Source organism: Chlorogloeopsis sp. ULAP01, assembly GCF_030381805.1.
Classification (GTDB): Bacteria; Cyanobacteriota; Cyanobacteriia; order Cyanobacteriales; family Nostocaceae; genus Chlorogloeopsis.
The window spans coordinates 354484-381318 of record NZ_JAUDRH010000003.1 but is presented as its reverse complement, the minus strand read 5'-3'; the positions used below and the strand labels follow the sequence as shown (position 1 = coordinate 381318).

Here is a 26835-nt window from a genome sequence, read left to right as displayed (position 1 = left end):
GAGCCAGAGTGAAGCATCTAAAATATTGACGAGACATTGAACTTAACATTCAGAAGTTAGAATATTATTGATTCTGGTTTCTACCTTAACAGCATTATAGATAACTAAATCAATGGTAGTAGCTCGGACAGAAGTATTTGCCAAATATTAATATGCAGCAAAATTTACAGCCTATTATTCAAGATTTAGTGCTGATTGGTGGTGGTCATACTCATGCAATAGTGCTGCGAATGTTTGGTATGAAACCTTTACCGGGAGTGCGAATAACTTTAATTACTGAAAGCTATGATACACCCTACTCTGGGATGTTACCAGGACACATTGCTGGATTCTATAACCATGATGAATGCCACATTGACTTGCAACCTTTAGCAAGATTTGCTCAAGCACAGTTGTATATAGATCGAGTCATAGGTTTAGATTTAGAAAATAACAAAGTAATTTGCGCTCATCGTCCGGCAGTAACTTTTGATTTACTGTCAATTGATATTGGTAGCACTCCAGCGACGATATCCGTACCAGGAGCAGCAGAATATACAGTTCCGGCAAAACCAGTATCGAAATTATTGAAACACTGGTATCAAATTGTCGAAAATGTTGCACAAAAACCGCAGGAATCGCTAACTATCGGAATCGTGGGTGGAGGTGCTGGTGGTGTGGAATTAGCACTATCGATGCAGGCTCATTTAGAGATAGAAAAAAGGACGCGGGGATTGACTGATGAAACTTTGATTCCCAATCTCAAGATCCATTTGTTTCAGCGAAATGCTGAATTAATGCCCAATTATCATCACTCAGTACAGCATTTGGTGAACCAACTTTTGACTAATCGTGGTATTCGGGTGCATTTAGGGGAAAGTGTATGTCAAGTCGAACCGAATAAAGTTATATGTGAATCTGGCTTGACTGTGGAATGCAGTCACATTTTCTGGGTGACAGCGGCATCTGCGCCCTCATGGTTAAAAGCTGCGGGATTAGCGACTGATGAGCAAGGCTTTATTTTAGTCAACGATAGATTACAATCTTTGTCTCACCCGCAGGTATTTGCTGCTGGAGATATCGCCACAATGGTAAATTATCCTCGTCCGAAAGCCGGAGTATTTGCTGTTCGGCAAGGTAAACCTTTGTTTAAGAACTTAAGGCGAATTTTGTTAGGAAAACCCCTCAAACCCTACAAACCACAGAAACAATATTTAAGTTTAATTGGTACAGGCAATGGAGAAGCGATCGCCACACGCGGTTCTTTTACCTTGCCACCTCATAAACTCTTGTGGCACTGGAAAGATTGGATTGATCGCCGCTTTATGGAAAGATTTAGTAAGGGACTAGGGACTAGGGACTGGGGACTAGGAGAAGGATTCTTCCTACAGTTCCCCTCTCTAACTCCCCCACAGCCCCACTCTCCCTTTCCTCTTCTGTACCCAATACCTAATCCCCAATCCCCAATCCCCAATGGGATGCGCTGTGCTGGCTGTGGTTCTAAAGTCGGTAGTACAGTTCTAGAGAAAGTTCTCTACCAAATTAAGCTAGAACAACCGATTGGGGAAGAAAGACAGGATATTATCATTGGTTTGGATGCACCAGATGATGCGGCGGTGGTGCAAGTGCCAGCCGATCAATTAATGGTACAGACGATAGATTATTTTCGCACTTTGATTAATGATCCTTATGTTTTTGGGCAAATTAGTGCTAATCATTGCTTGAGCGATATTTTTGCAATGGGGGCAACTCCTCAAAGTGCATTAGCGATCGCCACCATTCCCTACGCTGCACCTGCCAAAGTCGAAGAAACACTTTACCAAATATTATCCGGTGCAGTAAAAGTGCTAAATCAAGCACAAGCACCTCTGATTGGTGGACATACTACTGAAGGTACAGAACTGGCATTTGGCTTAACCTGTAATGGTTTGGCTTACCCTGACAAACTTTTGCGTAAAGGCGGAATGCAGGCAGGGCAAGTGTTAATTTTAACTAAAGCGCTGGGGACGGGGACGTTATTTGCTGCTGATATGCACCGTCAAGCCAAAGGGTGTTGGATTGATGCTGCCGTGGAATCAATGTTGTTGTCAAATCAAGTAGTAGCTACGTGTTTAATGAAATATGGAGCCACTGCTTGTACTGATATTACAGGTTTTGGCTTGCTCGGACACTTAATGGAAATGGTGCAAGCTTCTGGTGTGGCTGTAGAGTTGCAATTGGAAACCATTCCAGTTTTACCAGGCGCACGAGAAACTTTACAAAAAGGAATTTTTAGCTCAATTCATCCCGAAAATTTACGCGCCTCACGTGACATTGCCAACTTTGAGCAATGGGAAGATCACCCTAATTATCCTTTACTATTCGATCCGCAAACCTCTGGTGGTTTATTAGCATCCATTCCTGAGGAGCAAGCTGATAGCTGTGTGGCTGAACTGAAAGCCTTGGGGTATGAGTCAAGTTGTGCGATCGCCCGAATCACAAAACATATTACAGGTACACAGCCCATTACTCTCATTCACTATTCCTCTCTAATACAAAATCTATGAGCTATAAACCCGCTTTGTAGGGTACGCTGTGTTAATAAACACCTAAAATATATGTATTAAATTTTGCTCTAATTTTAAGCTAGCCATTATTATGTTTAATATTATACAATACAAGCAAGTAATTCTTACAAGTTTTGCTAGATATTTGTCAATATAAAGCGAAAATTTTCAATATAAAAGCAATATTGCATACTTAAGTATTATAAATATTATTGCTTAAGTAGTGTATAGGTGTAATTGTATATAAATATTGTGTTAGTACAATCACTTATAATCGCTGCATTTGAAAATTGCTGTAATTACTTAGATGAATACATAAATTATTATGAGAAACAAAATAATTGCTTTTGCCATTGGATTAACCATGTTGCTGACAGCTAACCGTGCAATGGCTTTGGATGGAGGATTAATTCTTTATGATGGCGCATCAGGCGTGACGCCCGATCAATACAATGCACCATTAAGTTGGCTAATTTTTGGTTCTCCGAATGGGGGTACCCAAAGTATCAACAGTGGTGTAACAAATTTGAATACCAGTGCGAGTAACAATAATGCTATATATGGTGGTTATAGCAACTATAATGTTGCAGTTTCTCCAAGTGCTACGTCTCCGTTTTTTAATATCACTCCTACTACCTTCGTTAACTCATCATTTCCCTCGCTAGATCGAAATGCTGGTTATAAGCTGAGTTTTACTGTGAGGATTAATTCCCAAGTAGATACTCAAGATCCAAGTCATCCTCGCGCCGGCTTCAGCGTCATAGTTCTCAGTAGTGATAAGCAAGGAATAGAAATAGGTTTTAGAACTAGTGATATTTTCTCTCAGGCTAATGCAAGTTTTGATGCTGTTGGTGAACAAGTAAGTAACGTTTCTAGTTTGCTATCAAGCTTAAGTACTTATGATTTGAATATTTCTGGTAACTCCTATACGCTCAGTAGTGGTGCTACTACTCTCTTGAATGGTTCGTTACGTGACTACACCACAGCTACCGGATTTGGAAGTGATGTTTACAGAACTTCTAACTTTCTTTTTCTCGGAGATGATACCACATCTGCACGAGCTAACATCGACCTTCAAGCTGTAAGTTTTACTACTAACACTGCTGCTGTACCCTTCGATTTTTCTACTACACCTGGTACTTTAGCCTTAGTTGTAGGAGGTACTGTAAAACTTTTGCTGAAAAAGAAAAAGTCATGAAAGTATCTATCAAGCTGATGAGTTCTGTAATCTACAGGTACGTGAGCTATAGCAGTGCGATCGCTTTTTATTTTTAAGAATCTCGCTCTAATAATTGCTGAATCTCTGCTCGCAAGGCAGCAATCTCATCATGTAGTGCCGTAATTGATTTTACACCAGCTACTTCCGCTTGGTCATCGTCTGCATCCCGACCGATAAAAAACGTCGCTAGAGTTGCTGTTACATAGCCAAAGATAGCAAAAGCATACAACGCCAGAAAAAAACACAGTACCCTACCTTCTGGTGTTTTCGGCCAATACTCCGAACCCATTGTTGTCATTAGCATTGCTGTCCACCACAGGGCAGTACCATAATTATTCAATCCAGAACCATCGGGAAGCTGATTTTCAAATGCATACATCCCCGCAGATCCAACCAGCGTGACAATTACCGTTAAAACTACCACGTAGCCAAATCCACGACGGTTAAAAGTGGCACTCAATGCCCGCATACCTCTATTGGTACTTGTCATTACCCGCAGCAACCGCAATCCTTGCACCGCTCTTACTGTTTGTAGCGTTTGCAGCACCTTAACTATACGGAAAATACGTAAAGCGGGTAAGAACAGAGAAACAACAGTGATCCAATTACGTTTGAGATAGGGGAGCTTGCGGGGTGATAATGTCATCTCCAGCAAAAAATCAAAAATGAAAATTATCCAAATCGTGGTGCTAAACACTTCCAGCAAAGGATTTAGTCCCCAGATTAACTCCATCACGAATAGTCCTAGCCATACAAAGGCAAGTACTAACATTGGAATTTCCAGCCATTCTTCTAGTTGCTGAAGGATTTCATTACGCTCTTTTTCTAAAGCTTGTTTGTGAGATGGAATGAAGCTACTCATAGTTACTTGCTTGCGGGCGGCTCAAGTACGATCGCATCTACCAGAGGTATAACATCAAAGTTTTGTTGTTGTAGACGGCTTTGAATAGCTTGGGTAAGGCGAGAGCGAATTTCTTCAGCAGATACACTCACATTCTGACGGCGTTGGACGTAAACTGTAGTCAATAAAGTATTTTGTCCTGGGATTTGAGAACGGGTAAAGCGAGCATTTGTCTCAACCAAATCAACTAAAGGGTTTTGACTGACTACCTCTTCAATTTGAGCATCGGCTCGTTGAGCAAGAGTAGAGCGCTGTAAATCTGGGGGACTGTTAAATTGCCAAGTTAATAAAGCTGTCAAACCTAGCAAAGTCAATGCTAATGTGACAGGAAACAACCAGCTTTTGCCGCGTGTATAACGTACTCCCCGCGCAGACAAACCAAAAAACCGGAACAGCAATGCAGCTGTCAAATTAATTCCTACTAGTTGCAGCAGCAACAGGAACAAACCACTAATTACTAAATCCCATCGAGCAATCGCACTGCCCATCCCCACTATTCCTGCTGGAGGAGCCAAAGAAGCAGCCACAAGCATACCAGTAGCGGCACCAGATACCAGGCTACTGCGCTCTGATTGCACCAAATTCAGCGCCCCTGCTGCCCCGGCGGCTAAGGGTAATAAAACTGCCACTGAGGAAATTTGACTGCGTTCAATCATGAGGCTAGTGGCAATCTTTTGCTGTAAAATTAAACTAAGGATACCTGCAACTATAATTGTCACTGCCAGTGCTGCAAAATAACGCACAAGGCTGCGCCACAGTAGTTGGCGATCGCCTCTTGCTGTAGCAATCGCCAAATTCATTGCTGGGCCTGCAAATGGGGCGATTAGCATTGCTGCTGTGAGTAGGTAAGTTGTGTCAGTATACAAACCAATCCAGACAACAAAACCCGCCATTGCTGCATATCCGAGAAAGCCCCGCCAAGAGCCAACACTCTGCAAGCCACTCAAAAATATCTCAATTGGGCTACGTTCTTCTACATTTGTGACTTGCTGCGGAGCTTCTGAAACTGGAGGGTGCAGAGGCATGACGCCAGTAGGTAGCAATGTGAAGTTTACTTTCGGTAGTTCTTCTAGTTTTGCCACCAGCTTTTCTACTTGGCGATTGGAAACGTAAACCAGCACTACGTCTATTGGTTCATCACTGTTTGTTGCCTCAAATTTAGCAAGGTTTGCCCCGTTTAGAGACTTAGCAATATTAAGGACTTTGTTTCCTTCTCCTTGAGGAACTTGAATAATTAATTGCCGCATATTACCCTCCTGTCGCTAAACATCTCGCATTGCAGGAGAGTTGCGTCTCTAGCTAGAGGTATATTTGACAATGCTATTATTGCAATCTAGGCACCAAAAGAATTGGGCTTAGTTTACTAATTTTGGAAGCAGGCTGGCGATCGCAAGAATCAAACTTCATCTTCAGGTTTTTGGCTTTGTCTTTAACAACCGCTGCCACTTTCATTTGATTGTCGCCAGTTGCTTCACCGAAAATCGGTTACATACTAAGCTTGCATTTATGTATTAAAGATTAAAAACAGATAATTTGGCGTTGATGATAATTTAATTACCATCACATCTGAGCTTGAATTACATTCTCCCGAATCGGTTCTTTCCCATCGGTGCCAATGATAAATCTTTTGGAATCGATAATGTAGTTGTGTTGAGCATCAGAACCAGAAAAGCGATCGCCTCTACGAGTTGCCGCCATTCTTTTATATCCTGAACCATCGTGATAAGTGATAATCATTTGAAAGCTAGCTTCCCCAGGGCAAATAGTTACTAGGTGTTTTGCAGTTTTAAACTGGGCTTCTGGTGTTTTTAGTCCACAAACTCCATATGCTTTTGCTTTTGGGGTGACGAATCCAGTTACCATTAATAAAGTTGAACAGAATATACCTGTAGTTTTAATTATCTTGTTCATGGAATTCCCTACTTTTCCTGTGACTTGATTGTGAGAAAAAAGATTTACGAACGTTTTCAATCTCCCATGTTTACCCTATTAATCTCAAGTGCAGATAAATCAGTTAAGCGACTTGAATTCAAATAAGCTTGAAACGCTCCCAAATTGATGACTAGGAATAATTAATAGATTTATGAAATGAATCTAGAGTCATTTACCACCAAAATACTATGAAAATTTATTCTCATAGTTAGATTGACAAATATCCTTGATTCCTCATCTAAAATTGTTTGTTTAAAATTAAAGTTTTTTTAATTTCTTGCAGTTAAAAATATCACTTAAATCATTTAAGATTTTCTTACTCTCAAGAAATATCACTTAAATCATTTAATAAAAAATAATATACATATAATTTTTTATATAAATATCTTTAAGTATTACTACTTAAAGATATAAATTATTAGTGTAGAAACACTTCAAACAGGTTTCTCTACCAAGCTTTCAAATTACGCCAAAATATTTTTATACCATAGTTAAGCAAAGGCAAATCTCAAAATATACATTTTTATACTTAGTCATAAAAAATACTTTACTAGAAATATTTTATCCCAAAATCATATTTAGGATTACCTACTTATTACAGATGAAAGAAGACAAAACTAAATTAAAACGAAAACGGGGAGTAGTTTTAACTGTTGCCGGATTGAGGAGATTGCAAGCCGCAATTTTAGAAGAAGAGAGAAGAGAAAGAGGAGGGAAACGTTTTACCCAAGCAGAATTAAGCGATCGCATTGGAGTCTCAACCTCTAGCCTGAGTCGTTTATGGTCTTTAAGTTCTAGGATAGATCCACGTACCCTGCGAATATGTTTTAGTGCTTTTGATTTACACCTGGATAAGAAAGATTACACCTTCTTCGATTCCAATGATATTAATTGTCTGGATGAAAACACTCAAGAAGATGAAGTGATCAATCGAGATTTCTGCAAAAATGTTGGTAATGCGGATTTCTTGCCAAATAGTGGATTGTTCCTACAACAGCAAATGCCTCAACTGGTTTCCACACTTGTTTGTGCAGAGAAATTTTCAAGTGAAGTTGCACTCAAGGAGCGATCGCTCAACCATAGCTATCAATCAAAATTTACTGCATATTATAAATATCCTAGTGGCCCTTTACCTTTAGATTCCAAATTATATATCTCTCGTCCTCGATTGGAAGAACTAGCATATCAAGAAATTATGCAACCCGGATGCGTAATTCGTATTGAGGGTTGTCGAGAAATGGGCAAAACTTCTTTGATGTTAAGAGTATTAGCTCATGCTATAACGTTAGGTTATGAAACTGTAAAATTAAATCTGAATCAAGTTGATATTGATGTTCTGCAAAAGCCGCACTTATTCATGAAATGGTTAGCTGCAAGTATTTCTCGTCAACTAGGCATAGAATTTAATGTCGAGAAACACTGGGATGAAGAAATTGGTAGTAAACTAAGCTGCACCATTTACCTAAAAGAATGTTTGCTTGCTCCTTTAGAAAAACCCTTATTATTGGTATTGGATGAAGTCCAGCATATTTTTGAGTATCCTGATTTAGCTAGAGAATTTTTACCTCTGTTACGCTCATGGCAAGAGGAAGCACAACAAGATCAAGTATGGCAAAAGTTGCGACTAGTGATTGTTTATTCAACAGATGTTTCTCTTCCTCTTAATATTAATCAATCGCCATTTAACCTTGGACTACCGTTGAAATTATCGGAATTTACTTATGAGCAAGCAATGGAATTAGTAGAACGGTATGGTATTGATTGGAGACACAGTAACCAAGTGCAACAGCTAATGAAACTGATAGGAGGACATCCAGCATTAATTAATATTGCTCTTTATCAACTTTGCTGTCAACAATTAACATTAGAGGAAATTTTCAAAATAGCAAGTGTACAAAAGCGTTGTCACTGCCAATTTTTTTCCTGAGAATTTTTGCAGCAAACTAGCGATCGCCAAAATCAAACTCCTTTCCTTGAGTCTGATGGTGTAGTACTCGTCGATTTTGGTAATAACTGGATATTATTGAAGTCTATGAGAGTACTAGTCTGCTGCCCTGCTTGAAAGTTGCGAAGCACCTGCCGCTTTAGTAGATAATAATCACCAATTTGCTGGTAAGTATCTTCCGATTCCTGTTCTCCCAACACTTGTTTAGTTTGAGGCTGTCGAAATATGGTTCGGTAACGGGTTGCTAGATAGCCTTTAGGGGAGACTAACGAATCCAACAAGTTAACGGTAACAAATGTATTTCCCAAAGTACGATTAACTTGAGTAATCTGGTTTTTGAATACCTTGTAATGGGCGTCTGTTGACTCTCCCTTTTCAAAAATCTCTACAACACCTGTATTATCAGTTTTACCCAGTTCATAAGTATGGTTTTTGTGTGCCACCTCAAAAGGAATCCGACGACGGTGGATTGCAACCATGCGTAATTGCCCCTCAACAGTCTGACGTACTTGTGCAGAATTAATGCCAGTTACTTCGACACTCAAGTCTGGTTTCACACGAATGTAGCCATTGTATTCTTCATTTCCTTGTTTGATTTTGACTTCAGCCGTATATCCTGGAAATTTTTCATCCCAGGTGTAGCGATTTAGGTAGGCAGCCCGAAATATGTCGCGAGCTGAGACAGTTTGAGTCTGGGTTGAGGTGTTTTTATCTGCGAGGAGGAGGCGAATACTTCTGGGTGGCAGATTTTGAGCGATCGCTTCTTGGGCTAGTTGGGTTAACGCCAACAGAGTTAGAACTAAACTCAAAGCACACCAGCGAGTCAGGTGTTTTTGTGATTGTTTCATCTCTCAAACTCACAACGACTACTAAAATTAATCTCGCTTGATCGTACCTTGTCTTTGTACGTCTAATTTGTATGTCTAAATGCGATCATCATCAGTTTAATTTTAATTACATAGTTTTAAATTCCGTTAAACATTCAGTTTACACCCAAAATATAGGTCAACAATTGGTGATATTACCAAAGCACAACAGAGGTGGAAACTGATAATTAATAAAGGAACTAACGACTTGACTGTCTATTAACCTCACACCAATCAAAATATAAAAATGAGTATGATTATTACCGACTACAACCTCATGGAAGTTATCTATGAAAGTACTAGTACCTGTGTTTATCGTGGCTTGAGAAAGTCTGATCAAATATCAGTAATTATTAAAACTCTTAAAGCTGAGTATCCCACTATAGAACACCTTGCTCAACTACGACACGAATATAAAATCCTTCAATCCCTGGATATAGAAGGGATTGTAAAACCTCTAGCTTTAGAAAACTATCAAAATGGTTTGGCATTAATTTTGTCAGATTTTGACGGAGAATCACTAAAAACTTTTATCACTAATTACAAATTAGAATTAAGACAGTTTTTGCAAATAGCTATTCAATTGTCTACAACACTTGCTCAATTACATCAAAATAATATTATTCATAAAGATATTAAGCCTCATAATATTTTAATCGCTCCGCAAACAGGTGAAGTTAAAATTATAGATTTTAGTATTTCATCGTGTCTATCCAGGGAAAATTTAACTGTCAGCAATCCAAATTTACTTGAAGGCACCCTTGCCTATATGTCACCAGAACAAACTGGAAGGATGAACCGCTCGATTGACTATCGAACTGACTTTTATTCTCTAGGTGTCACCTTTTATGAAATGTTAACGGGGCAGTTACCTTTTCAAACTACTGATCCCTTAGAATTAACTCACTGCCATATTGCAAAAATACCTTTATCACCTCAACAAATCAATCCAGAGATTCCCGAAGCGGTTGCTGGTATTGTCATGAAATTATTAGCTAAGACTGCTGAGGAAAGATATCAAAGTGCTTTAGGAATAAAAGCTGATTTAGAAGTATGTCTTAAAAAACTGCAAGCAACGGAGAAAATTGAAGATTTTATTGTTGGGCAGTTAGATTTATACAGTCAATTTCTGATCCCACAAAAACTTTATGGCCGCGAGCAAGAAGTTGCAACTTTAATGGATGCCTTTGAGCGAGTGGCAAATCCCTCTACTTCCCCTGGTAACAAGGAAGGATTAAAAGGATTAAAGGGGATAGAAATGATGTTAGTCAGTGGTTATTCAGGAATTGGTAAATCCTCTTTAGTGAATGAAGTTCATAAACCCATAGTGCAACAAAGAGGATATTTTATTTCTGGTAAATTTGACCAATTTAAGCGAAATATTCCCTATGCTTCTTTGATTCAAGCTTTTCAGGAATTAATGCGGCAATTGTTAACAGAAAGCCATAAAAAAATAGCACTATGGAAAGCAAAAATTTTAGAAGCTCTTGGTACTAATGGTCAGATTATTATTGATGTTATTCCTGAAGTCGAACTGATTATTGGACATCAGCCAGTTGTTCCTCAATTGGGGCTAACTGAATCCCAAAATAGATTTAATCGTGTATTTAAACAATTCATTCATGTATTTTGTCAAAAGGAACATCCATTAGTAATATTCTTGGATGACTTACAGTGGGCAGATTCTGCCTCTTTAAAATTACTTCCACTGCTACTAAATGATCCAAGTAGTCAATATTTATTCTTAATTGGGGCTTATAGAGATAATGAAGTTTATACCAGCCATCCATTAATATTAACTTTAGAAGAAATTCAAAAATCAGGTGCAATTGTTAACAATATTGTTCTCCATCCTTTGCAATTAGCTGATGTAAATAAACTAGTTAGTGATACTCTCCGCAATAGCCAAGAAAATTCACAACTACTAGCCGAGTTAGTGTTTAACAAAACTCAGGGCAATCCCTTCTTCTTAACTCAACTACTCAAATCTCTGTATCAAGAAAAACTATTGGTATTTGATTTTAGTGAAGGTTGCTGGCAATGGGATATTGAACTACTTCAAGATATTGATATAACTGATAATGTTGTTGAGTTGATGGTAAATCAAATTCAAAAGCTAGCGCCAACAACACAAAATGTCTTGAAGTTAGCAGCTTGTATTGGAGATAAATTTACTTTAGATGTTCTGAGTATTGTTAATCAAAAATCCTTGTCGGAAACAGCAACAGATTTATGGGAATCTCTACAGGATAGTTTAATTATACCCTTAAGTCAGTCCTACAAAATTCCTTTAGTGATTACTAGCCAGCAAAGCGAATTACTAACAACTGAGCAAGAGCAAATCACTATTGCCTACAAGTTTTTACATGACCGAGTACAGCAAGCAGCCTATTCTCTGATTGCAGATTCACAAAAAAAAGAAACTCACCTCAAAATTGGTCAACTATTACTACAAAATACCACGCTTGAAGAACGACAAGAAAAGATTTTTGCTTTAGTCAACCAGCTGAATTATGGTATTGACTTACTTATTTCTGAGTCAGAAAAATATGAACTGGCTGAACTGAATCTGATTGCAGCTAAGAAAGCGAATCAAGCAACAGCATATGAGTCTGCTATCCGCTATATCAAGCTTGGTTTGAAGTTATTAGCAGTAAACAGTTGGCAGAATCAGTACGAGCTAACCTTGGCACTGTATGAGTCGGCAGTAGAAACAGCGTACCTGAACGGTGATTTTGAGCAGATGGAAAGCTGGGCTGAAGTTGTTTTGCAACAGGCAAAAATCCCGATTGACAAAATGAAAGTCTACGAAGTTAAAATTCAAGCCTGCATGGCGCAAGTCAGACAACTGGAAGCGATCGCAATTGGATTGCAAGCACTGGCACAGCTAGGGTTAAGATTCCCAGAGTCGCCTACCGCTTCAGATATCCAACAAACACTCAATCAAACAGCAGCAAATTTGGCTGGGAAGAATATAGAAGACTTAATTAATCTCCCATTCATGACGCAGGAAGATAAATTGACAGCTACACGGATGCTAACGAGTATGGGTTCTCCTACCTATCAAGCTGCACCTATGCTGTTTCCACTAGTTATATGCGAACAGGTAAATTTATCTATTCAATATGGAAATTCACCCTTCTCAGCTTATGGTTATGTTTGTTATGGCGTAATTTTAAATGGCATAGTTCAAGATATTGAATCGGCTTATAAATTTGGTAAGTTGGCTTTAAATCTTGTAGAACAATTTAACGCTTTAGAACTTAAAACAAGTGTATTTTTTGTAGCGGGAGCATGTACAATTCACGGTAAAGTTCATGCTAAAGAAACTTTACCACTATTGCAGGATGGTTACTCCTATGGAATAGAAAACGGACATTTTGAATATGGTGGTTACGCAGCCATGCAAAAATGCCAATATTCTTATTACATAGGTAAAGAGCTAACAATCCTTGAAAAAGAAATGACAACAATTAGTAATACCTTAGCCCAACTCAAGCAAGCAAACGCCTTGAGTTGGAATCAGATATTTCAACAGTCAGTTCTGAACTTACTAGAACCTTCTGAAAATTTGTGGTGTTTAATTGGTGAAGTATACAACGAGGAAAAATATTTACCACTGCTTAAAGAGGCTAATGACAGAACTGGGCTCCACTATTTTTATCTAAATAAGCTTATTCTTTGTTATTTATTTGGAGAGTACGAGCAAGCCTCAGAAAATGGAGTTCAAGCAGAACAGTATTTAGATGGAGTCAAAGCATTTCTTGCTGTACCAGTGTTCCATTTCTACGATTCCTTAGCACAACTTGTAATCTATCCATCAGCGTCACCTTTACACCAAGAATATCTCTTAAATAAAGTCATTAGCAATCAGGAAAAAATGCAAATCTGGGCTTACCATGCTCCAATGAATTTTCAGCATAAATATGACTTGGTAGAGGCAGAAAAAGCACGGATTTTGGGACAATTTGATTGTGCGATCGCACTTTACGATCTAGCGATCGCTGGTGCTAGGAAGCAAGGATACATTCAAGAAGAAGCACTCTCCAACGAATTAGCAGCAAAGTTTTATTTTGAGCGTAGGAGAGAAAAAGTAGCTCAAACTTATTTAACTGATGCTTACTACAGCTATATTAGCTGGGGAGCAACAGCAAAAATTAGAGATTTAGAAGCAAAATATCCTCAAATTTTCTCTCGGATCTGGGAGCGAAACAACCAAGGCTTAGAGACAAATTTGACAATTGGCTCTACAACTACAGATATTCCTGTAGTTTTCGATTTAGCTTCAGTTATGAAAGCTTCACAAGCTCTTTCTGGCGAAATTGTTTTAGAAAAACTGCTGACTAAATTGATGCAAATTGTGATGGAAAATGCTGGTGCCGAAACAGGATTTTTAATCTTAGAAAAGGCAGATAGATTACTCATAGAAGCATCAGCAAGTGTCCGGCAAAATGAAATCAAAGTGCAAGAATCTCTACCTGTAGATTCGAGTCAACAGCTACCAATATCTATTATTAATTATGTGCGTCGTACTCATGAGAATGTTGTACTAAACGATGCCACTTGCGAAGCAGTATTTATAACAGATAGTTATATTCTCAACCACAAGCCAAAATCTATTTTATGTACGCCAATTGTTAATCAAGGTAAGTTGATTGGCATTCTTTACTTAGAAAATAAATTGACTGCTGGAGCTTTTACACCAGAGCGGTTAGAAATATTGCAAGTTTTATCATCTCAAGCAGCAATATCAATTGAAAATGCCCGCCTTTATCATGATTTAGAGGAATATAACCGGACACTAGAAGCAAAAGTACAACAGCGAACCCTAGAATTACAAGATAAAAATTTACAACTTCAACAGGAAATTTGTGAGCGCCAACGAGCACAAGAAGCAGCTGCCGCCGCTAATCATGCCAAAAGCGAATTCCTCGCTAACATGAGCCATGAACTTCGTACCCCGCTCAATGGTATTTTGGGTTATGCTCAAATCTTTCAGAAAGATAAAAATTTATCCGCGCGGCAAAAGAATGGAGTAAATATTATTTATCAATGTGGTGAGCATTTACTCACACTTATTAATGATATTTTAGATATTTCTAAAATCGAAGCTCGGAAAATGGAACTTTATCCCAAAGAGATTCATTTTTCAGAATTTCTGGAGACTATCATCGAAATTTGTCGCATTCGTGCTGAACAAAAAGGAGTTTCTTTAATTTATAAAGCGCTATCTCCACTGCCAAGAATAATTCGAGCTGATGAAAAACGGTTGCGCCAAGTTTTGATTAATTTACTTAGCAATGCAGTCAAATTTACAGAAAAAGGTAGTATAACGTTCAAAGTGGGTTATGTAATCGGGAATGGGGATTGGGGACTGGAGACGGGGGAAAGTTTTTCCCAACACCAAATCCCCAAAATTCGATTTCAAGTAGAAGATACAGGAATAGGCATTGCACCAGAACAATTAGAAGAGATTTTTTTGCCATTCCAGCAGGTGGGTGAGGATATTCGTAAAACTGAAGGAACAGGATTGGGATTGGCAATTAGCCGTCAATTAGTTCAGATGATGGGTGGCGAACTGAAGGTGAAGAGTATTTTGGATAAAGGGAGTGTTTTTTGGCTAGATTTGGATTTACCAGAAATTTTCCAAAATACTGATGAAAAGAGCATTAATGAACATAAAATCATCAGTTTTGTTGGTTCTAAACGCAAAGTTTTAGTAGTAGATGATAAATGGGCAAATCGCTCTATTTTAGTCAATATATTACAACCCTTGGGGTTTGATGTCATAGAAGCAATAGACGGTTTAGACTGTCTCAAAAAAGCAGTTGAATTTAAGCCTGATGTGATTTTTATGGACTTGGTAATGGCTGGAATGGACGGTTTTGAAGCAACTCGCCGTCTGAGAAAGTTGCCAGAACAAAAACAAGTGCTAGTGATTGCAGTCTCCGCAAGCGTTTTTGATTTTGATCAAACGCAGAGTCGAGAAGTCGGTTGTGATGATTTTCTCGCTAAACCAATTCGGATAGCAGATTTGTTAGAAAAATTACGGATTCACTTAGGATTGGAATGGGTGTATGAAGAACCAGAGCAAGTTAGAAGGATAAAAAATGAAAACCAAAGTTTACTTTATCCCTCCAATTTGACGCCTGCAACTCCTATTATGGCTCCACCAGCACAAGAGCTTCAGATTTTGCTAGATTTAGCAATGAGAGGTGACTTAAGGGGTATTGCCCAACAAGCTATAAAATTGGAGGAATTAGATGAAAAATTGATTCCTTTTGCTACTCATTTGCGTCAACTTGCAAAAGCTTTTAAAGGGAAACAAATTTTAGAGTTTCTCAAAAAATTTTAATGAGGTTTTATGAATATTGATTTAAATAAAAAAGGCGTTATTTTAATTGTTGATGACATTCCTAGTAATTTAGAAATTTTATTTGATTTGTTAGCCGATGCTGGATTTACAGTCTTAATTGCTGAAGATGGTGAAAGTGCGATCGCTAGAGCAGAATATGCTCCACCAGATTTGATTTTGTTAGACGTACTCATGCCGGAAATCGACGGTTTTGAAACGTGCCGTCGTTTGAAAGCTAATGAACGAACAAAAGATATTCCGATAATTTTTATGACTGCACTTGCTGAAACAGTCGATAAGGTGAAAGGCTTAAGTCTAGGTGCAGTTGATTATATTACTAAACCGCTTCAACACGAAGAAGTTTTAGCGCGGATCGAACTCCATCTCAAGTTGCGGAATTTGACGAAGACACTCCAGGAGCAAAATTTACAAATCAAAGAACAAGCTGCTTTGCTTGATATCACCACAGATGCCATTATCGTCAAAGACTTAGACAACCAAATTTCTTTTTGGAACAAAGGGGCTGAAAGTTTGTATGGATGGAAGCCGCAAGAAGCAATAGGCAAGATGGTGGATCAGCTTCTGTATCGAGCACAAACAACACCTCAACTCCAAAATATCTACAAAAGTCTAGCTGAAAGTGGTTCTTGGCAGGGTGAATTACAGCAAGTCACAAAACAAGGGCAAGGGATTACTGTTGCCAGTCGCTGGACTTTAATGTGTGATCAAGATGGCAAACCAAAATCTATTTTAACGGTAAATACCGACATCACAGAAAAAAAACAACTAGAAAGTCAATTTCTACGCGCTCAAAGATTAGAGAGTATTGGTACGCTTGCCGGCGGTATTGCTCACGATCTAAATAATATACTGACTCCAATTCTGACAGCAGCACAATTATTGCAGCTAAAATTCTCCAACACCGATGAGCGAACTCAGCAGATGCTGAAGACAATAGAAACTAACGCTAAACGTGGAGCCGCTTTAGTTAAACAAGTGCTGCAATTTGCACGCGGAGTTGAAGGTAAGCGGATGATTGTGCAAGTTGGGCATTTGTTCTCAGAAATTAGGCAGATTGTTCAAGAGACATTTCCGAAATCAATTGAACTCTCTACAGATATCCAGCCAGAGCTTTGGGCTGTGATTGGAGATGCAACACACTTGCATCAGGTGTTGATGAATTTAGTTGTCAACGCTCGCGATGCCATGCCCAACGGTGGCACCCTTAGTATTTCTGCGGAAAATATATATATAGATGAACACTATGCCCGTATGAACTTAGATGCTAGTGTTGGGCCTCACATTCAGATTACAATCGCAGATACCGGAGCAGGGATGCCTCCAGAAATAGTAGATAGAATCTTCGAGCCGTTTTTTACCACCAAAGAAGTTGGCAAAGGAACAGGGTTGGGACTCTCAACTGTTAGAGGTATCATTAAAAGTCACGGTGGTTTTGTCATCGTACATAGCAAGGTTGGCAAAGGAACTGAATTTAAAGTCTTCTTGCCAGCAGTGGAAGCAACAGCAACACTCTTAGGAGAAGACTTAGAACTACTCAAAGGCAACAGAGAATTGGTTCTAGTTGTGGATGACGAAGCTCAAATTCTAGAGACAACAAAAATCTCGTTAGAAACTTACAATTACAAGGTACTTACAGCCAGTGATGGGATTGAGGCGATCGCTCTGTATGCTCAGTACCAAGATGAAATCAGCTTAGTTTTAGTAGATATGATGATGCCATCAATGGATGGTGCAACTACCATTCGCGCCTTGCAAAAAATTAATCCGCTTGTCAAAATAATTGCCGTTAGCGGTTTAGCACCCAGTGATAGACTTGCAGGGTTTGCAGCCGTTAAATCATTTATCGCGAAACCCTACACAACTAGAGAATTATTACAAAATTTACACAATATTCTTTGCCAGGAATCAAAAAGCCCAGAGAGTGAAACAAACTGGCAGAGATGGAATAGTGTAAGGATATAATACCATTTCACGTTAATCACGATGCACATACATCATGTACAGACGTGTCATGGCACGTCTGGTGAGAGGAAATTGGTATGAGCAAAATTCACATCCTGTCAAAACCGAAGATTTAATGTAATAAAATTTACAAAAATCCTTCTTTCTCAGCAAAATTACGCAGGCGCGGCAGACATTGACGTTGATAAAAACTGCTTAAAGTAGAAACAGATAAACCAAATTGCGCCGATAACTCCTTCCAACTTACTTCTGGTGGTAAACGTTTTAAAATTAACACCTGACAATTCACTTCTGGATGCCCTTGAATGTGGATGTTACGCAGCTCTCCGTCAATATCTTCTTCTACCCAAAACCTCACAGTTTCTAAAATGGGAGGTAGATCCGGTGGAGCAGCCAAGTTTTCTTCCAGATAATAAATTTGAGTGCGATCGCTAAAAATGAATTGACTAACATTAAGATATGCTTTTTTAGTCTTGTCCTCCTGCTGCTGACGGTAAAAATCTTGTAATCTCCATCTCAGATAAGTATTCAGCCAAGTGATTACAGAACCACGTGTGGCGTCATATGCTCCACAAACATTTGAGCAGAAATACAACCAAGTTTGTTGTAGTGCATCTTGATAATATGGAGTATTTTCCTTCCAGAGTTTGTTTGCAGCCAAACGAATGATTTGGGTAAGCCGCTTCTGACGCTGTGGATTTCCGGCTGGATATTCACAAGCCTCTTTTACTAAGCGACGTAATTGTTCCTCCAAGTGATGCATAACAGTTTTAGCAAACAAAGCAAGCTTTTCTTAGTATTGCGTAGAATTGCTCGCCAAGAAAGAAGGAGACGCGGGGATAAAAAGACACGGAGACACGGTGAGACAGCGCTCTTGGTAGGGTTTCCAACGGACTGTCCTCCTCCGCAGGCGACTGCGTACACGCGAAGCGGGTTCTCGTTAGAGTACCCGAAGGGAGATAATACCTCTGCTTCTACTCAATCTAGTTACTAGGTTCAACCTGGTAACTAGGTTTTCAAATTCAAAATCTAAATCTAAAATCCAAAATTTATATGACACCTCAAATCAACATAAATTGGACTGAGGGAGCGTCACAACGCTTTCAGCAAGTTAAATATTTTTTTCACGATAAATTAAATTCTGTAACTGATTCCGCCCAGCAAGTTGGCGAGTCGTGGAAACAAACAGCAACACAAGCAACCGATCGCGCAATTAATACAGTTACTACTAATTTTGAACAAGCTAAAAATTCTCTGGAACAAACATTGCAAACTGCCGAACAAATTCCCAGTTCAACATCGACAGCAATTCAAACTGCAATTTCTGCTTCTACGGGCGATTGGCTGAAGGAACACCCTGGTATTCTCCGACTTTTAGAAATCTTGGGTTGGGCAACTAATCATCCAATTATTAGTTTAATTATTCTGCTATTTGCTATATCTATAATTTGGAGTATCATCAAAGCAATTGTACGCTTGATTGAAACAGCTAGTTGGTCAATTGTGCAAGTTCCTTTCAAATTAATTTTAGCTGTCATTAAACTTAGCTTTTTATCATTTACTAAAATTGGTAGTTTTACTATTCAAAAAATAACAAGCGATCGCACAACGGATAAATTACCGATGTTACCACCAGCTGATGCTCAACTACTTCACAATAACAAACAGCAAAGACTGGCAGAAATTCAACAACGATTAGCCCAAATTCAACAAGAGCAACATGAACTTTTGCAAGAAGCAGCAGAAATTTTGGCATCAGACACAATTAATATTAGAAGCACACAAAACCTCCCTATAGTTGATGAGAAGGTTCTGCTTGACACAAATTTTAGAGATAGCCAGTAACAAGAACCCCAACTTCTTGAAGAAGTCAGGGAGCTTTATTTGTGCGATCGCGCATTCAGAATGCGCGATTTACCGAAATGAGGAAGTATTTAAGCCAAAAGAGAACGCAGTTAACCTTTTTGGTTACTCAATCTACTAAAATCAAACAGCAATCAGTTAAGATGGGATTTCAAAAAATAAATTATTCAATAAATGTAGGATGTGTTACGCTACACTAACATACCATCTCCAGAGCTTGGTGTGTTACGGGCTTCGTCCTAACACAACGGCAGTTTTGCGCTCAGCAAATCTACACCGCAAACTGCCTCCCCTACAAATACTTTAGATTTTTTCGATAATCAAATCGGATTCCTATAATATTTACTTTATAAATAACCTCTTAATCTGAATTAAAATATAAAATTTGCTGCCGCAATCGCTGCTACTGGAATCAAAATATTATCAACTTCTTTGGGGCTAAGTCCTTCAACAAGTGTAGCAATCAACGCAATTATCAAAATCCGGTTAATATTTAATTCACTAGGTATAATTAGCCAAACAAAAAATATACTGGCGACGAAAGCAGCAATAAACATCGCTAGGCTTCCTTCCACAGTTTTATTGCTCAAGATTTGGTATTTCCATCTGCCGTATCGAGAACCGATAATTGGTGCAAAACCATCACCCCAACCGAGACTCGCCATTGCTACAATTCCTGGAAAAGCTTTATACCAAAGTGTACCGCAAATAGTTGCTACAATTACGAAATAGAGCGGGCCTTTAAGAAGTTCGCGGCGATCGCCCGTGCGAGTCATTGTTTTCACAGCTTCATCATCAGGACTAGCAAAAAATCCTTTTTGGAGCAGAAGAATAAACCAGACTACGAAAATCGTAACATTTAAATATTTAGACCAATGTAAATCGTTATAAAGTGGTAAAAATACAATAATTGAACCAGCACCAATGTGTGTAATTTTGCGGCTGATATCCTGCGGTAAACCAAAACGTGTAACGCAGAAATTCATCAGTGCTACTAGCCCGAAAACATAAATAAAAGTCAGCAGTGTGACAAGTAAATTGCCCACCAATGGGCTAAAACTTGAGGTAAAAAATAACATACTCCCAGTACCACAGCGTCAAATTTATCTCTCAATTAGGGTAGCTGTCTTGGGGTGCTGAGTCTATAACTTGAGAAAAAATACCACGTGCTGGGTTTGCTTTTAGTCAAGCACTTAACGTACCACCAAACAGTTTGGTGCGTTAGGCTAAAGCCATAACACACCCTACTTAATATTTGCTCGTGCCTAAGTTGTAATGAACTGACAAAGAAACAGTTTTTAATCAATTTTTTTCATATCTTCTCCCTTACAAAAAAACTGCTGCAAAATCTCTGCTGGTTTTCTATCCCAAGTGTCGATATGTTCGTATATTAAACCATCTTTATTGAGTTTATATGTGGAATATCCATTGAAAAAAATACGTGCTTTCCAGGGCAGACGTAACACACCACGTACCGTCCAGTTTGCCAAAATTGTATCTTCGGCTGACTGATGCACATCATGTAAATCAAAGTAAATTTTCGTAAAAAACAATCGCGCGTGAAATCGCAAAGTCCAAAAGATAATGCGATAGTTGAGTTTTCCTTTAAATGTATTGACTGGATCTCGAAAATATATATCTTTTGTATAAATATTGTAGGAAATATCTTTTTCAAAAAGTGTGGGTAAATCTTGTTTAAGAGTATTGATTACCCGTTCCACTTGTAATTGATAATCCACGCCTATTTCCCTCTAAAAAATATTTCTGAAAATCCTCAGCCCGCGTTGCAAAATTGAATCAGAGACTATTTGAGGTGTACTAGCTTGATTCAAATCTGCTAGAGATGGAAAAGTAGCTGATTGAGCATAAGGGCCTTTTCGCAACAATTTTGCTAGCGCGTTATTATTTTCTCGCAGCCCTTCATAAAAGAAGAATACTTCACCTCGAATACCACAAGCACGATTATACTTAATTGCCTGCAACAAGTGTTCTGGACTTATGCAGTAGGAACCTATTTTCATCAGAATTCCTGGTGTTAACTTTGGTCGTATCTGAGCGAATAACTGCTCGTTTAATATCTTGTTAAGTTCATTTTTGTAGCTGAGAAAATCACGGCGATAAATTTGGGGATGGAACATATCTACTAAACCTCTTCCCATCCATGTTCGAGAATCTTGCAAATACTCTTGGTATCCCCAATCTGGCAAATTAGGAGTCATGGATATTAATAAATTGGGGTTTACAGCTTTAACTGATTGGTAGACGCTGGCTAAAAATTCCGTGAGAAGATTAGCACGCCACTGTAACCATTGAGGATCTTTGGAATTTTGCGGGGGATTTTTACCAAATTGCTGGCGGTAGCGTTCCACTGTTGTGCGATCATAACCACCTTCACAAGGTAGTGCAGGTAAGCGATCATCCCCTTGGATGCCGTCAACCTGGTAGTTTTGCACGACTTCCAAGATTAAATTCAACATGAAATTCTGCACTTCGGGGTTGAGAGAGTTCAACCACTCAAAGCCATTTTTCTCTAATAGATTACCATGACAGTCACGGGCAGCCCACTCTGGTTTTTTCGCTAACAACTCTCCGCCGTTCATCTTGTAGGAACTGGCAAATCCATATTCAAACCAAGGGATGACTTTGAGATTAACTCGATGCGCTTGGGCAATAATTTCCGCTAGAGGATCGCGCCCGGCAGATAAAGGCTCAATTTCAATTCCAAATGTCTGTCGCATGACTCGACTGGGATAAAGTGTTGCTCCTCTACCCCAGACAACGGGGAAGACAACATTAAATCCAGTTTCGGCAAGAAAATCCATCGCTTCAGCAATACGCTGCTGTGAACGGAGAACTTTACTGTCGGTGGTTGTGAGCCAAACGCCCCGTGTTTCGATTATTGTCATGTGTAAATAGCAGAAAACTTTGTAAGTAAAAGGCAGGAGGCAGACGGCAGAAGGAAAAAGCTTATCCTATCTAGTTTCTGGCGATAAGCATTTTACGTTTAGTTATGTACACCTACTTAACTGGTGGCAAACTGACGGTAGCGCGCCTGAACTACCATATAAACGCCATAAGCAATCAAGCCTAAAGCTACAATACCTAAAAGCCAGGGGCCATAAGGTTGCTCGGCTAGCGTCTGTAGTGCTCGATCTAAACCTCCAGCTTCACTAGCATCTGATTTAGTTGCTGCTTGAATTAAAAACCAACCAATAATGCAGAATACAACACCTCTTGCTGCTGCACCAAATTTGCAAATAAACATTACCCAAGTTCGTTCTTTTTTGCTTAATTCTGATAAATTAAGTTCTTTACGAATTTTATTACTAAAAGCTTTATAAAACTGATAAAAACCTAGACCAATTATAAATGCCCCAATAACTCCAATTAACCATTGACCAAAGGGTTGAGAAAGTACGCGTGCTGTCCAATCTTGGGTAGAGTTGCTATTTTCATTACCTCCAGTGCCAAGAGCAAGTTTTATCGCCGTGAAGGCTATCCCAGCGTATATAAAACCATTAATGGCATAACCAGCTCGCTGTGCCAAACCTTTGGCATCCGTGCCTTTATTGTCTGGATCTTTTATCGCCTCTACAAAACGCCAAATAACATATCCAATTAAGCCAATTGCTACTAATGCTAGTAAAAATTGACCAAATGGTTGATTGACAATTTCTCGAAGGGCGCCTTGAGGATCGGTAGTTTTACCGCCACTTCCCGTTGCCGCCTGTAATGCCAGTATTCCAATAATACCGTAAACTACTCCTTTAGATATATAACCAAATTTAGCGAGTCGCTCTATCCAAGCTGAGGGTTGATGTATTAGTTGTTGTGCCATATTATTCTTATTTTGTTATTATGTATACCTTTAGCAATAATCACCGACAAATTTCATCTTTCTCAGGGATAATTGCGTGATTAAATCTAAAAAAAGGAGAAATTTTAGAAATTTTTATAAAAAATATATTGTGTATTAGACAATAAAACTAAACTTTTGTATGCCTAAAATCTTCAACTTCAATTATTATGAAGTACTAAGAGTTCATGATTATTTATCTAGTAGGGTAGATAAATTATGTCTGTACAAGTGACTTGGAAGCACGATTATATCATTACCAATGGAGTGAAACTGCATTACGTCACTCAGGGAGAAGGGCCATTAATGCTGATGTTGCATGGTTTTCCTGAATTTTGGTATTCGTGGCGGCATCAAATTCCTGAATTTGCCAAATATTTTAAGGTTGTTGCTGTTGATTTGCGTGGCTACAACGATAGCGATAAACCAAAAGAACAATCTGCTTACGTAATGGATGAATTTATTAAAGATGTTGAGGGATTAATTAGAGCATTAGGATACGAAAAGTGTGTTTTGGTTGGGCATGATTGGGGAGGAGCGATCGCTTGGTGTTTTGCTTACGCTCATCCAGAAATGGTAGAGAAATTAATTGTTCTCAATATTCCTCACCCTGCCAAATTTAGTGAAGGGATGCGAAATCCTCAACAATTGCTCAAAAGCTCTTATATGTTTTTATTTCAACTACCTTGGCTACCAGAATTACTCATACAATCGGCAGACTACCAAGCAATTGAAACTGCCTTTAAAGGTATGGCAGTCAACAAAAGTACTTTCACCCAAGCAGATATTGACACTTACAAAGATGCAGCAGCCAAACGCGGTGCTTTAACAGCAATGTTGAACTATTACCGCAATGTTTTTCAACAGAAAATACTCAATCCGAATTGGGGCATTCTAGAAGTACCAACGTTAATGATTTGGGGAGAGAAAGATACTGCGCTAGGAAAAGAACTCAGTTACGGTACGGAATCCTATGTGAGAGACTTACAAATTAGGTATATTCCCAACTGTAGCCATTGGGTACAGCAGGAAAAACCTGAATTAGTTAATGAATATATGCGTGAGTTTTTAGGGCTTTAAACAATGTCTATGGCTCCTTGGCGAAGTGCGATCGCCCGCGCTCTCCATCAAAATCGCAGCCTTGTTTATGCCCGCTATTTACAGCTAGCAACAGTAAGGGCAAATGGGCATCCAGCTAATCGTACTGTAGTGTTTCGCGGCTTTCTAGAAGATACCAACAAGCTCAAATTTATCACCGATGCCCGCAGCGAAAAAGCCGAGCAAATTCAACAACAACCTTGGGCTGAAGTTTGCTGGTACTTCCCCAACACACGCGAGCAATTCCGCATTACTGGCTGCTTAACTCTAGTAGGAAGCGATAATTCTCAGCCAACGCTGCAAGAAGCTCGCAAGAAAACCTGGCAAAAACTAAGTGATGCAGCACGTTTACAATTTGCTTGGCCTTATCCTGGTAAACCAAGAATAGAGGAGCAAGCTGCCTTTGCACCACCTCCACCAGATCCTATGCAGCCATTGTCAATTTTTTGCTTGTTGTTGCTTGAGCCAATACAAGTAGATCATTTAGAATTGCGTGGAGAGCCGCAAAACCGTTGTCTCTATTGCTATGATGACCAAAAAGGATGGTCGATTGAAGCTATTAATCCTTGATGCATTGAGGCAGGGAATAGAGAACGGGGAACAGGGAGATTTTTCTCACCATCTCCTACAGCCCCATTCTCCACGTCTTTCTTAAATCCCAGCTCCATCGAGAAATTGCTGAATTGCCTTATCTCGCATATTGCAAGCAGGAGCATTTTTTTGTGTGTCACCTTCGTTGCAATTCAATATACCCACCAAAACAGGAGTTGCTGTTGTTGGCTGCCGCTCTTGTAAGGTTTGTACTTGTTGTTCTAGCAATTCTAAGCGATCAACTAAAGCGCGAATTACTTCCGCTTCTGAATCTGGTAAGTTATTGTGTTCTAGGGGGGCAACCCGCACTCCAGAACGATAAATAATACGACCGGGTATGCCTACTACAGTGCAATTAGAAGGTACATCCCTGAGAACGACAGAGCCAGCGCCAATGCGGACATTGTTGCCAATTTGAATATTACCCAGCACTTTTGCTCCTGCACCCACTACAACATTTTCACCTAAAGTAGGGTGCCGTTTTCCGCTTTCTTTACCAGTACCACCGAGGGTGACACCTTGATAAATCAGGGCATAATCTCCGATGATCGCTGTTTCACCAATCACTACTCCCATCCCATGGTCGATAAAGACGCTCTTACCAATCGTAGCGCCAGGGTGGATTTCAATTCCTGTTAAGAACCTAGCGATATGGGAAATCAGGCGAGGGATAAAGGGAATGCCTATATTGTAGAGCCAGTGAGACAGCCGATGAAACAGCAGAGCTTGCAAACCGGGGTAGCAAAATAATACTTCTAGCCAGTTACGAGCAGCTGGATCACGTTCAAATATAATGCGAAAGTCAGCAATAAGTGTAGACAGCACGCTTCTTGTACCCTCGTTGTGCCAAACAAGCTACACTCTATCTTAACGTTATCGGTGCAACCTCTAGCTATTGTTATAAATAGTAGTTGGTAGCTCTTGGTGAACTGCGTACTCAAGAGGACGCGGGAAGGGAAAGACAAGGGGACACAGGGAGTAGACAAACAACCATTAACTAAATATAGGGGCGGGTTTATTTAGATATTTTGTTATTCTAGAGAGATCGTTGTTAAAATCCGTCCCTACCTATGACCAATGACTAACTACTTTTCCTGTACAGAAAGCGTATAGTCTCGCTTGAGTTCAGGATTAAAGGTTGCCACCCAAATATGATAGGTTCCTGCTTTCCAGTCAGTATCTTCTATGCTGGCATCTTTACTTTTGCCAGTGTCATCACCGCAGCGAATTGTTTTTTTATCTGGCCCCTGGACAAGTATGGTGGTATCGTAGCCACCACTATTAACTTGTATTTTTAGATGAGAAAAGCTTTTTTTTAGAACTAAGATGTGGTCTGGAGTAGGATCGGCAAAACCAATACAGGCATTCTTATGGCGATCGCGGTTGCTAATAGCTGATAGAGAATAAGAGCCGCCTGTATAGCCTGTCATTGTCCCTTTTGTTTGCTCAAAACCTGGTAACAACGTTAACGTACCAAAATTAGCTGTGTTTGCTATTGCAGGTATAGGTACAACAGTCGCCAATATAGATAAAATTAAGCCCCTACCGAAAAGCAGTCGGGGGCAACGTTTGGTCATAGCAATCTTTTATAAATAATTTTAATTGTAATTTTATATACATATAGTATCAGAAAAATTTGCTATTTTTGTTGATTCTGTGACACATTGAGATGTGCCACAATTGCAGATTATTTAAGTTAGC

The 26835-nt window shown here is 39.2% G+C and carries 20 protein-coding genes; 8 read left to right on the top strand and 12 right to left on the bottom strand.

The features are described 5' to 3' along the window. The first annotated feature begins 152 nt into the window (after window positions 1-152). Window positions 153-2525, top strand: coding sequence for a selenide, water dikinase SelD (selD, locus tag QUB80_RS07855; protein WP_289788949.1), 2373 nt, complete (start codon window positions 153-155; stop codon window positions 2523-2525). Window positions 2526-2850: 325 nt separating this feature from the next. Continuing rightward, window positions 2851-3723: a choice-of-anchor Y domain-containing protein gene (locus QUB80_RS07850; RefSeq protein ID WP_289788948.1), complete on the top strand. Its 873-nt coding sequence runs from the start codon at window positions 2851-2853 to the stop codon at window positions 3721-3723. 73 nt (window positions 3724-3796) lie between these two features. Here QUB80_RS07850 and QUB80_RS07845 read toward each other — a convergent pair whose 3' ends face one another. From QUB80_RS07845 to QUB80_RS07830, 4 genes are all read right to left on the bottom strand, one after another. Next, window positions 3797-4606, bottom strand: coding sequence for a potassium channel family protein (locus tag QUB80_RS07845; RefSeq protein ID WP_289788947.1), 810 nt, complete (start codon window positions 4604-4606; stop codon window positions 3797-3799). 2 nt (window positions 4607-4608) lie between these two features. Further along, on the bottom strand, window positions 4609-5892 hold the full coding sequence (locus QUB80_RS07840) for a TIGR00341 family protein (protein WP_289788946.1): 1284 nt from the start codon (window positions 5890-5892) through the stop codon (window positions 4609-4611). A 76-nt stretch (window positions 5893-5968) separates the two neighbouring features. Then, window positions 5969-6091, bottom strand: a complete 123-nt coding sequence (locus tag QUB80_RS07835; protein WP_289788945.1) for a hypothetical protein — start codon at window positions 6089-6091, stop codon at window positions 5969-5971. 114 nt (window positions 6092-6205) lie between these two features. After that, window positions 6206-6556, bottom strand: coding sequence for a hypothetical protein (locus QUB80_RS07830; RefSeq protein ID WP_289788944.1), 351 nt, complete (start codon window positions 6554-6556; stop codon window positions 6206-6208). Between the two features lie 622 nt (window positions 6557-7178). Between QUB80_RS07830 and QUB80_RS07825 the strand changes: the two genes are divergently transcribed. After that, window positions 7179-8504 (top strand): AAA-like domain-containing protein, encoded by a 1326-nt coding sequence (locus QUB80_RS07825; protein ID WP_289788943.1) that lies wholly within the window; start codon window positions 7179-7181, stop codon window positions 8502-8504. A 32-nt stretch (window positions 8505-8536) separates the two neighbouring features. Here QUB80_RS07825 and QUB80_RS07820 read toward each other — a convergent pair whose 3' ends face one another. Next, on the bottom strand, window positions 8537-9370 hold the full coding sequence (locus QUB80_RS07820; protein ID WP_289788942.1) for a DUF3386 domain-containing protein: 834 nt from the start codon (window positions 9368-9370) through the stop codon (window positions 8537-8539). 265 nt (window positions 9371-9635) lie between these two features. Here QUB80_RS07820 and QUB80_RS07815 point away from each other — a divergent pair, with 265 nt between their 5' ends. After that, entirely contained in the window at window positions 9636-15743 is a 6108-nt protein-coding gene (locus QUB80_RS07815; RefSeq protein WP_289788941.1) for a hybrid sensor histidine kinase/response regulator, read from the top strand. A 9-nt stretch (window positions 15744-15752) separates the two neighbouring features. Then, a complete protein-coding gene (locus tag QUB80_RS07810; protein ID WP_289788940.1) occupies window positions 15753-17726 on the top strand; it encodes an ATP-binding response regulator in 1974 nt (657 codons plus the stop codon). 127 nt (window positions 17727-17853) lie between these two features. Here QUB80_RS07810 and QUB80_RS07805 read toward each other — a convergent pair whose 3' ends face one another. After that, window positions 17854-18489 (bottom strand): sigma-70 family RNA polymerase sigma factor, encoded by a 636-nt coding sequence (locus tag QUB80_RS07805; protein ID WP_289788939.1) that lies wholly within the window; start codon window positions 18487-18489, stop codon window positions 17854-17856. Window positions 18490-18779: 290 nt separating this feature from the next. Here QUB80_RS07805 and QUB80_RS07800 point away from each other — a divergent pair, with 290 nt between their 5' ends. Further along, entirely contained in the window at window positions 18780-19571 is a 792-nt protein-coding gene (locus tag QUB80_RS07800; RefSeq protein ID WP_289788938.1) for a hypothetical protein, read from the top strand. 389 nt (window positions 19572-19960) lie between these two features. Here QUB80_RS07800 and QUB80_RS07795 read toward each other — a convergent pair whose 3' ends face one another. The 4 genes from QUB80_RS07795 to QUB80_RS07780 form a co-directional block, all read right to left on the bottom strand. Continuing rightward, window positions 19961-20668, bottom strand: a complete 708-nt coding sequence (locus QUB80_RS07795; RefSeq protein WP_289788937.1) for a diacylglycerol/polyprenol kinase family protein — start codon at window positions 20666-20668, stop codon at window positions 19961-19963. Between the two features lie 219 nt (window positions 20669-20887). Next, window positions 20888-21328, bottom strand: coding sequence for a C6orf136 family protein (locus QUB80_RS07790; protein ID WP_289788936.1), 441 nt, complete (start codon window positions 21326-21328; stop codon window positions 20888-20890). A gap of 12 nt (window positions 21329-21340) precedes the next feature. Next, complete coding sequence (locus QUB80_RS07785) at window positions 21341-22495, bottom strand: glycoside hydrolase family 10-like protein (RefSeq protein ID WP_289788935.1); 1155 nt, start codon at window positions 22493-22495, stop codon at window positions 21341-21343. Window positions 22496-22611: 116 nt separating this feature from the next. After that, window positions 22612-23427, bottom strand: coding sequence for a DUF1206 domain-containing protein (locus QUB80_RS07780; protein WP_289788934.1), 816 nt, complete (start codon window positions 23425-23427; stop codon window positions 22612-22614). 237 nt (window positions 23428-23664) lie between these two features. Here QUB80_RS07780 and QUB80_RS07775 point away from each other — a divergent pair, with 237 nt between their 5' ends. Next, a complete protein-coding gene (locus QUB80_RS07775) occupies window positions 23665-24525 on the top strand; it encodes an alpha/beta fold hydrolase (protein WP_289788933.1) in 861 nt (286 codons plus the stop codon). Window positions 24526-24528: 3 nt separating this feature from the next. Next, window positions 24529-25113, top strand: coding sequence for an Npun_F5749 family FMN-dependent PPOX-type flavoprotein (locus QUB80_RS07770; RefSeq protein ID WP_289788932.1), 585 nt, complete (start codon window positions 24529-24531; stop codon window positions 25111-25113). 81 nt (window positions 25114-25194) lie between these two features. On the opposite strand, the gene cysE is transcribed toward QUB80_RS07770, so the two are convergent. Next, window positions 25195-25959 carry a serine O-acetyltransferase gene (gene cysE / locus QUB80_RS07765; protein WP_289788931.1) on the bottom strand — a complete coding sequence of 255 codons (765 nt, stop codon included), beginning with the start codon at window positions 25957-25959 and terminating at the stop codon, window positions 25195-25197. A gap of 260 nt (window positions 25960-26219) precedes the next feature. Continuing rightward, window positions 26220-26711, bottom strand: a complete 492-nt coding sequence (locus tag QUB80_RS07760; RefSeq protein ID WP_289788930.1) for a hypothetical protein — start codon at window positions 26709-26711, stop codon at window positions 26220-26222. Window positions 26712-26835: the final 124 nt, after the last annotated feature.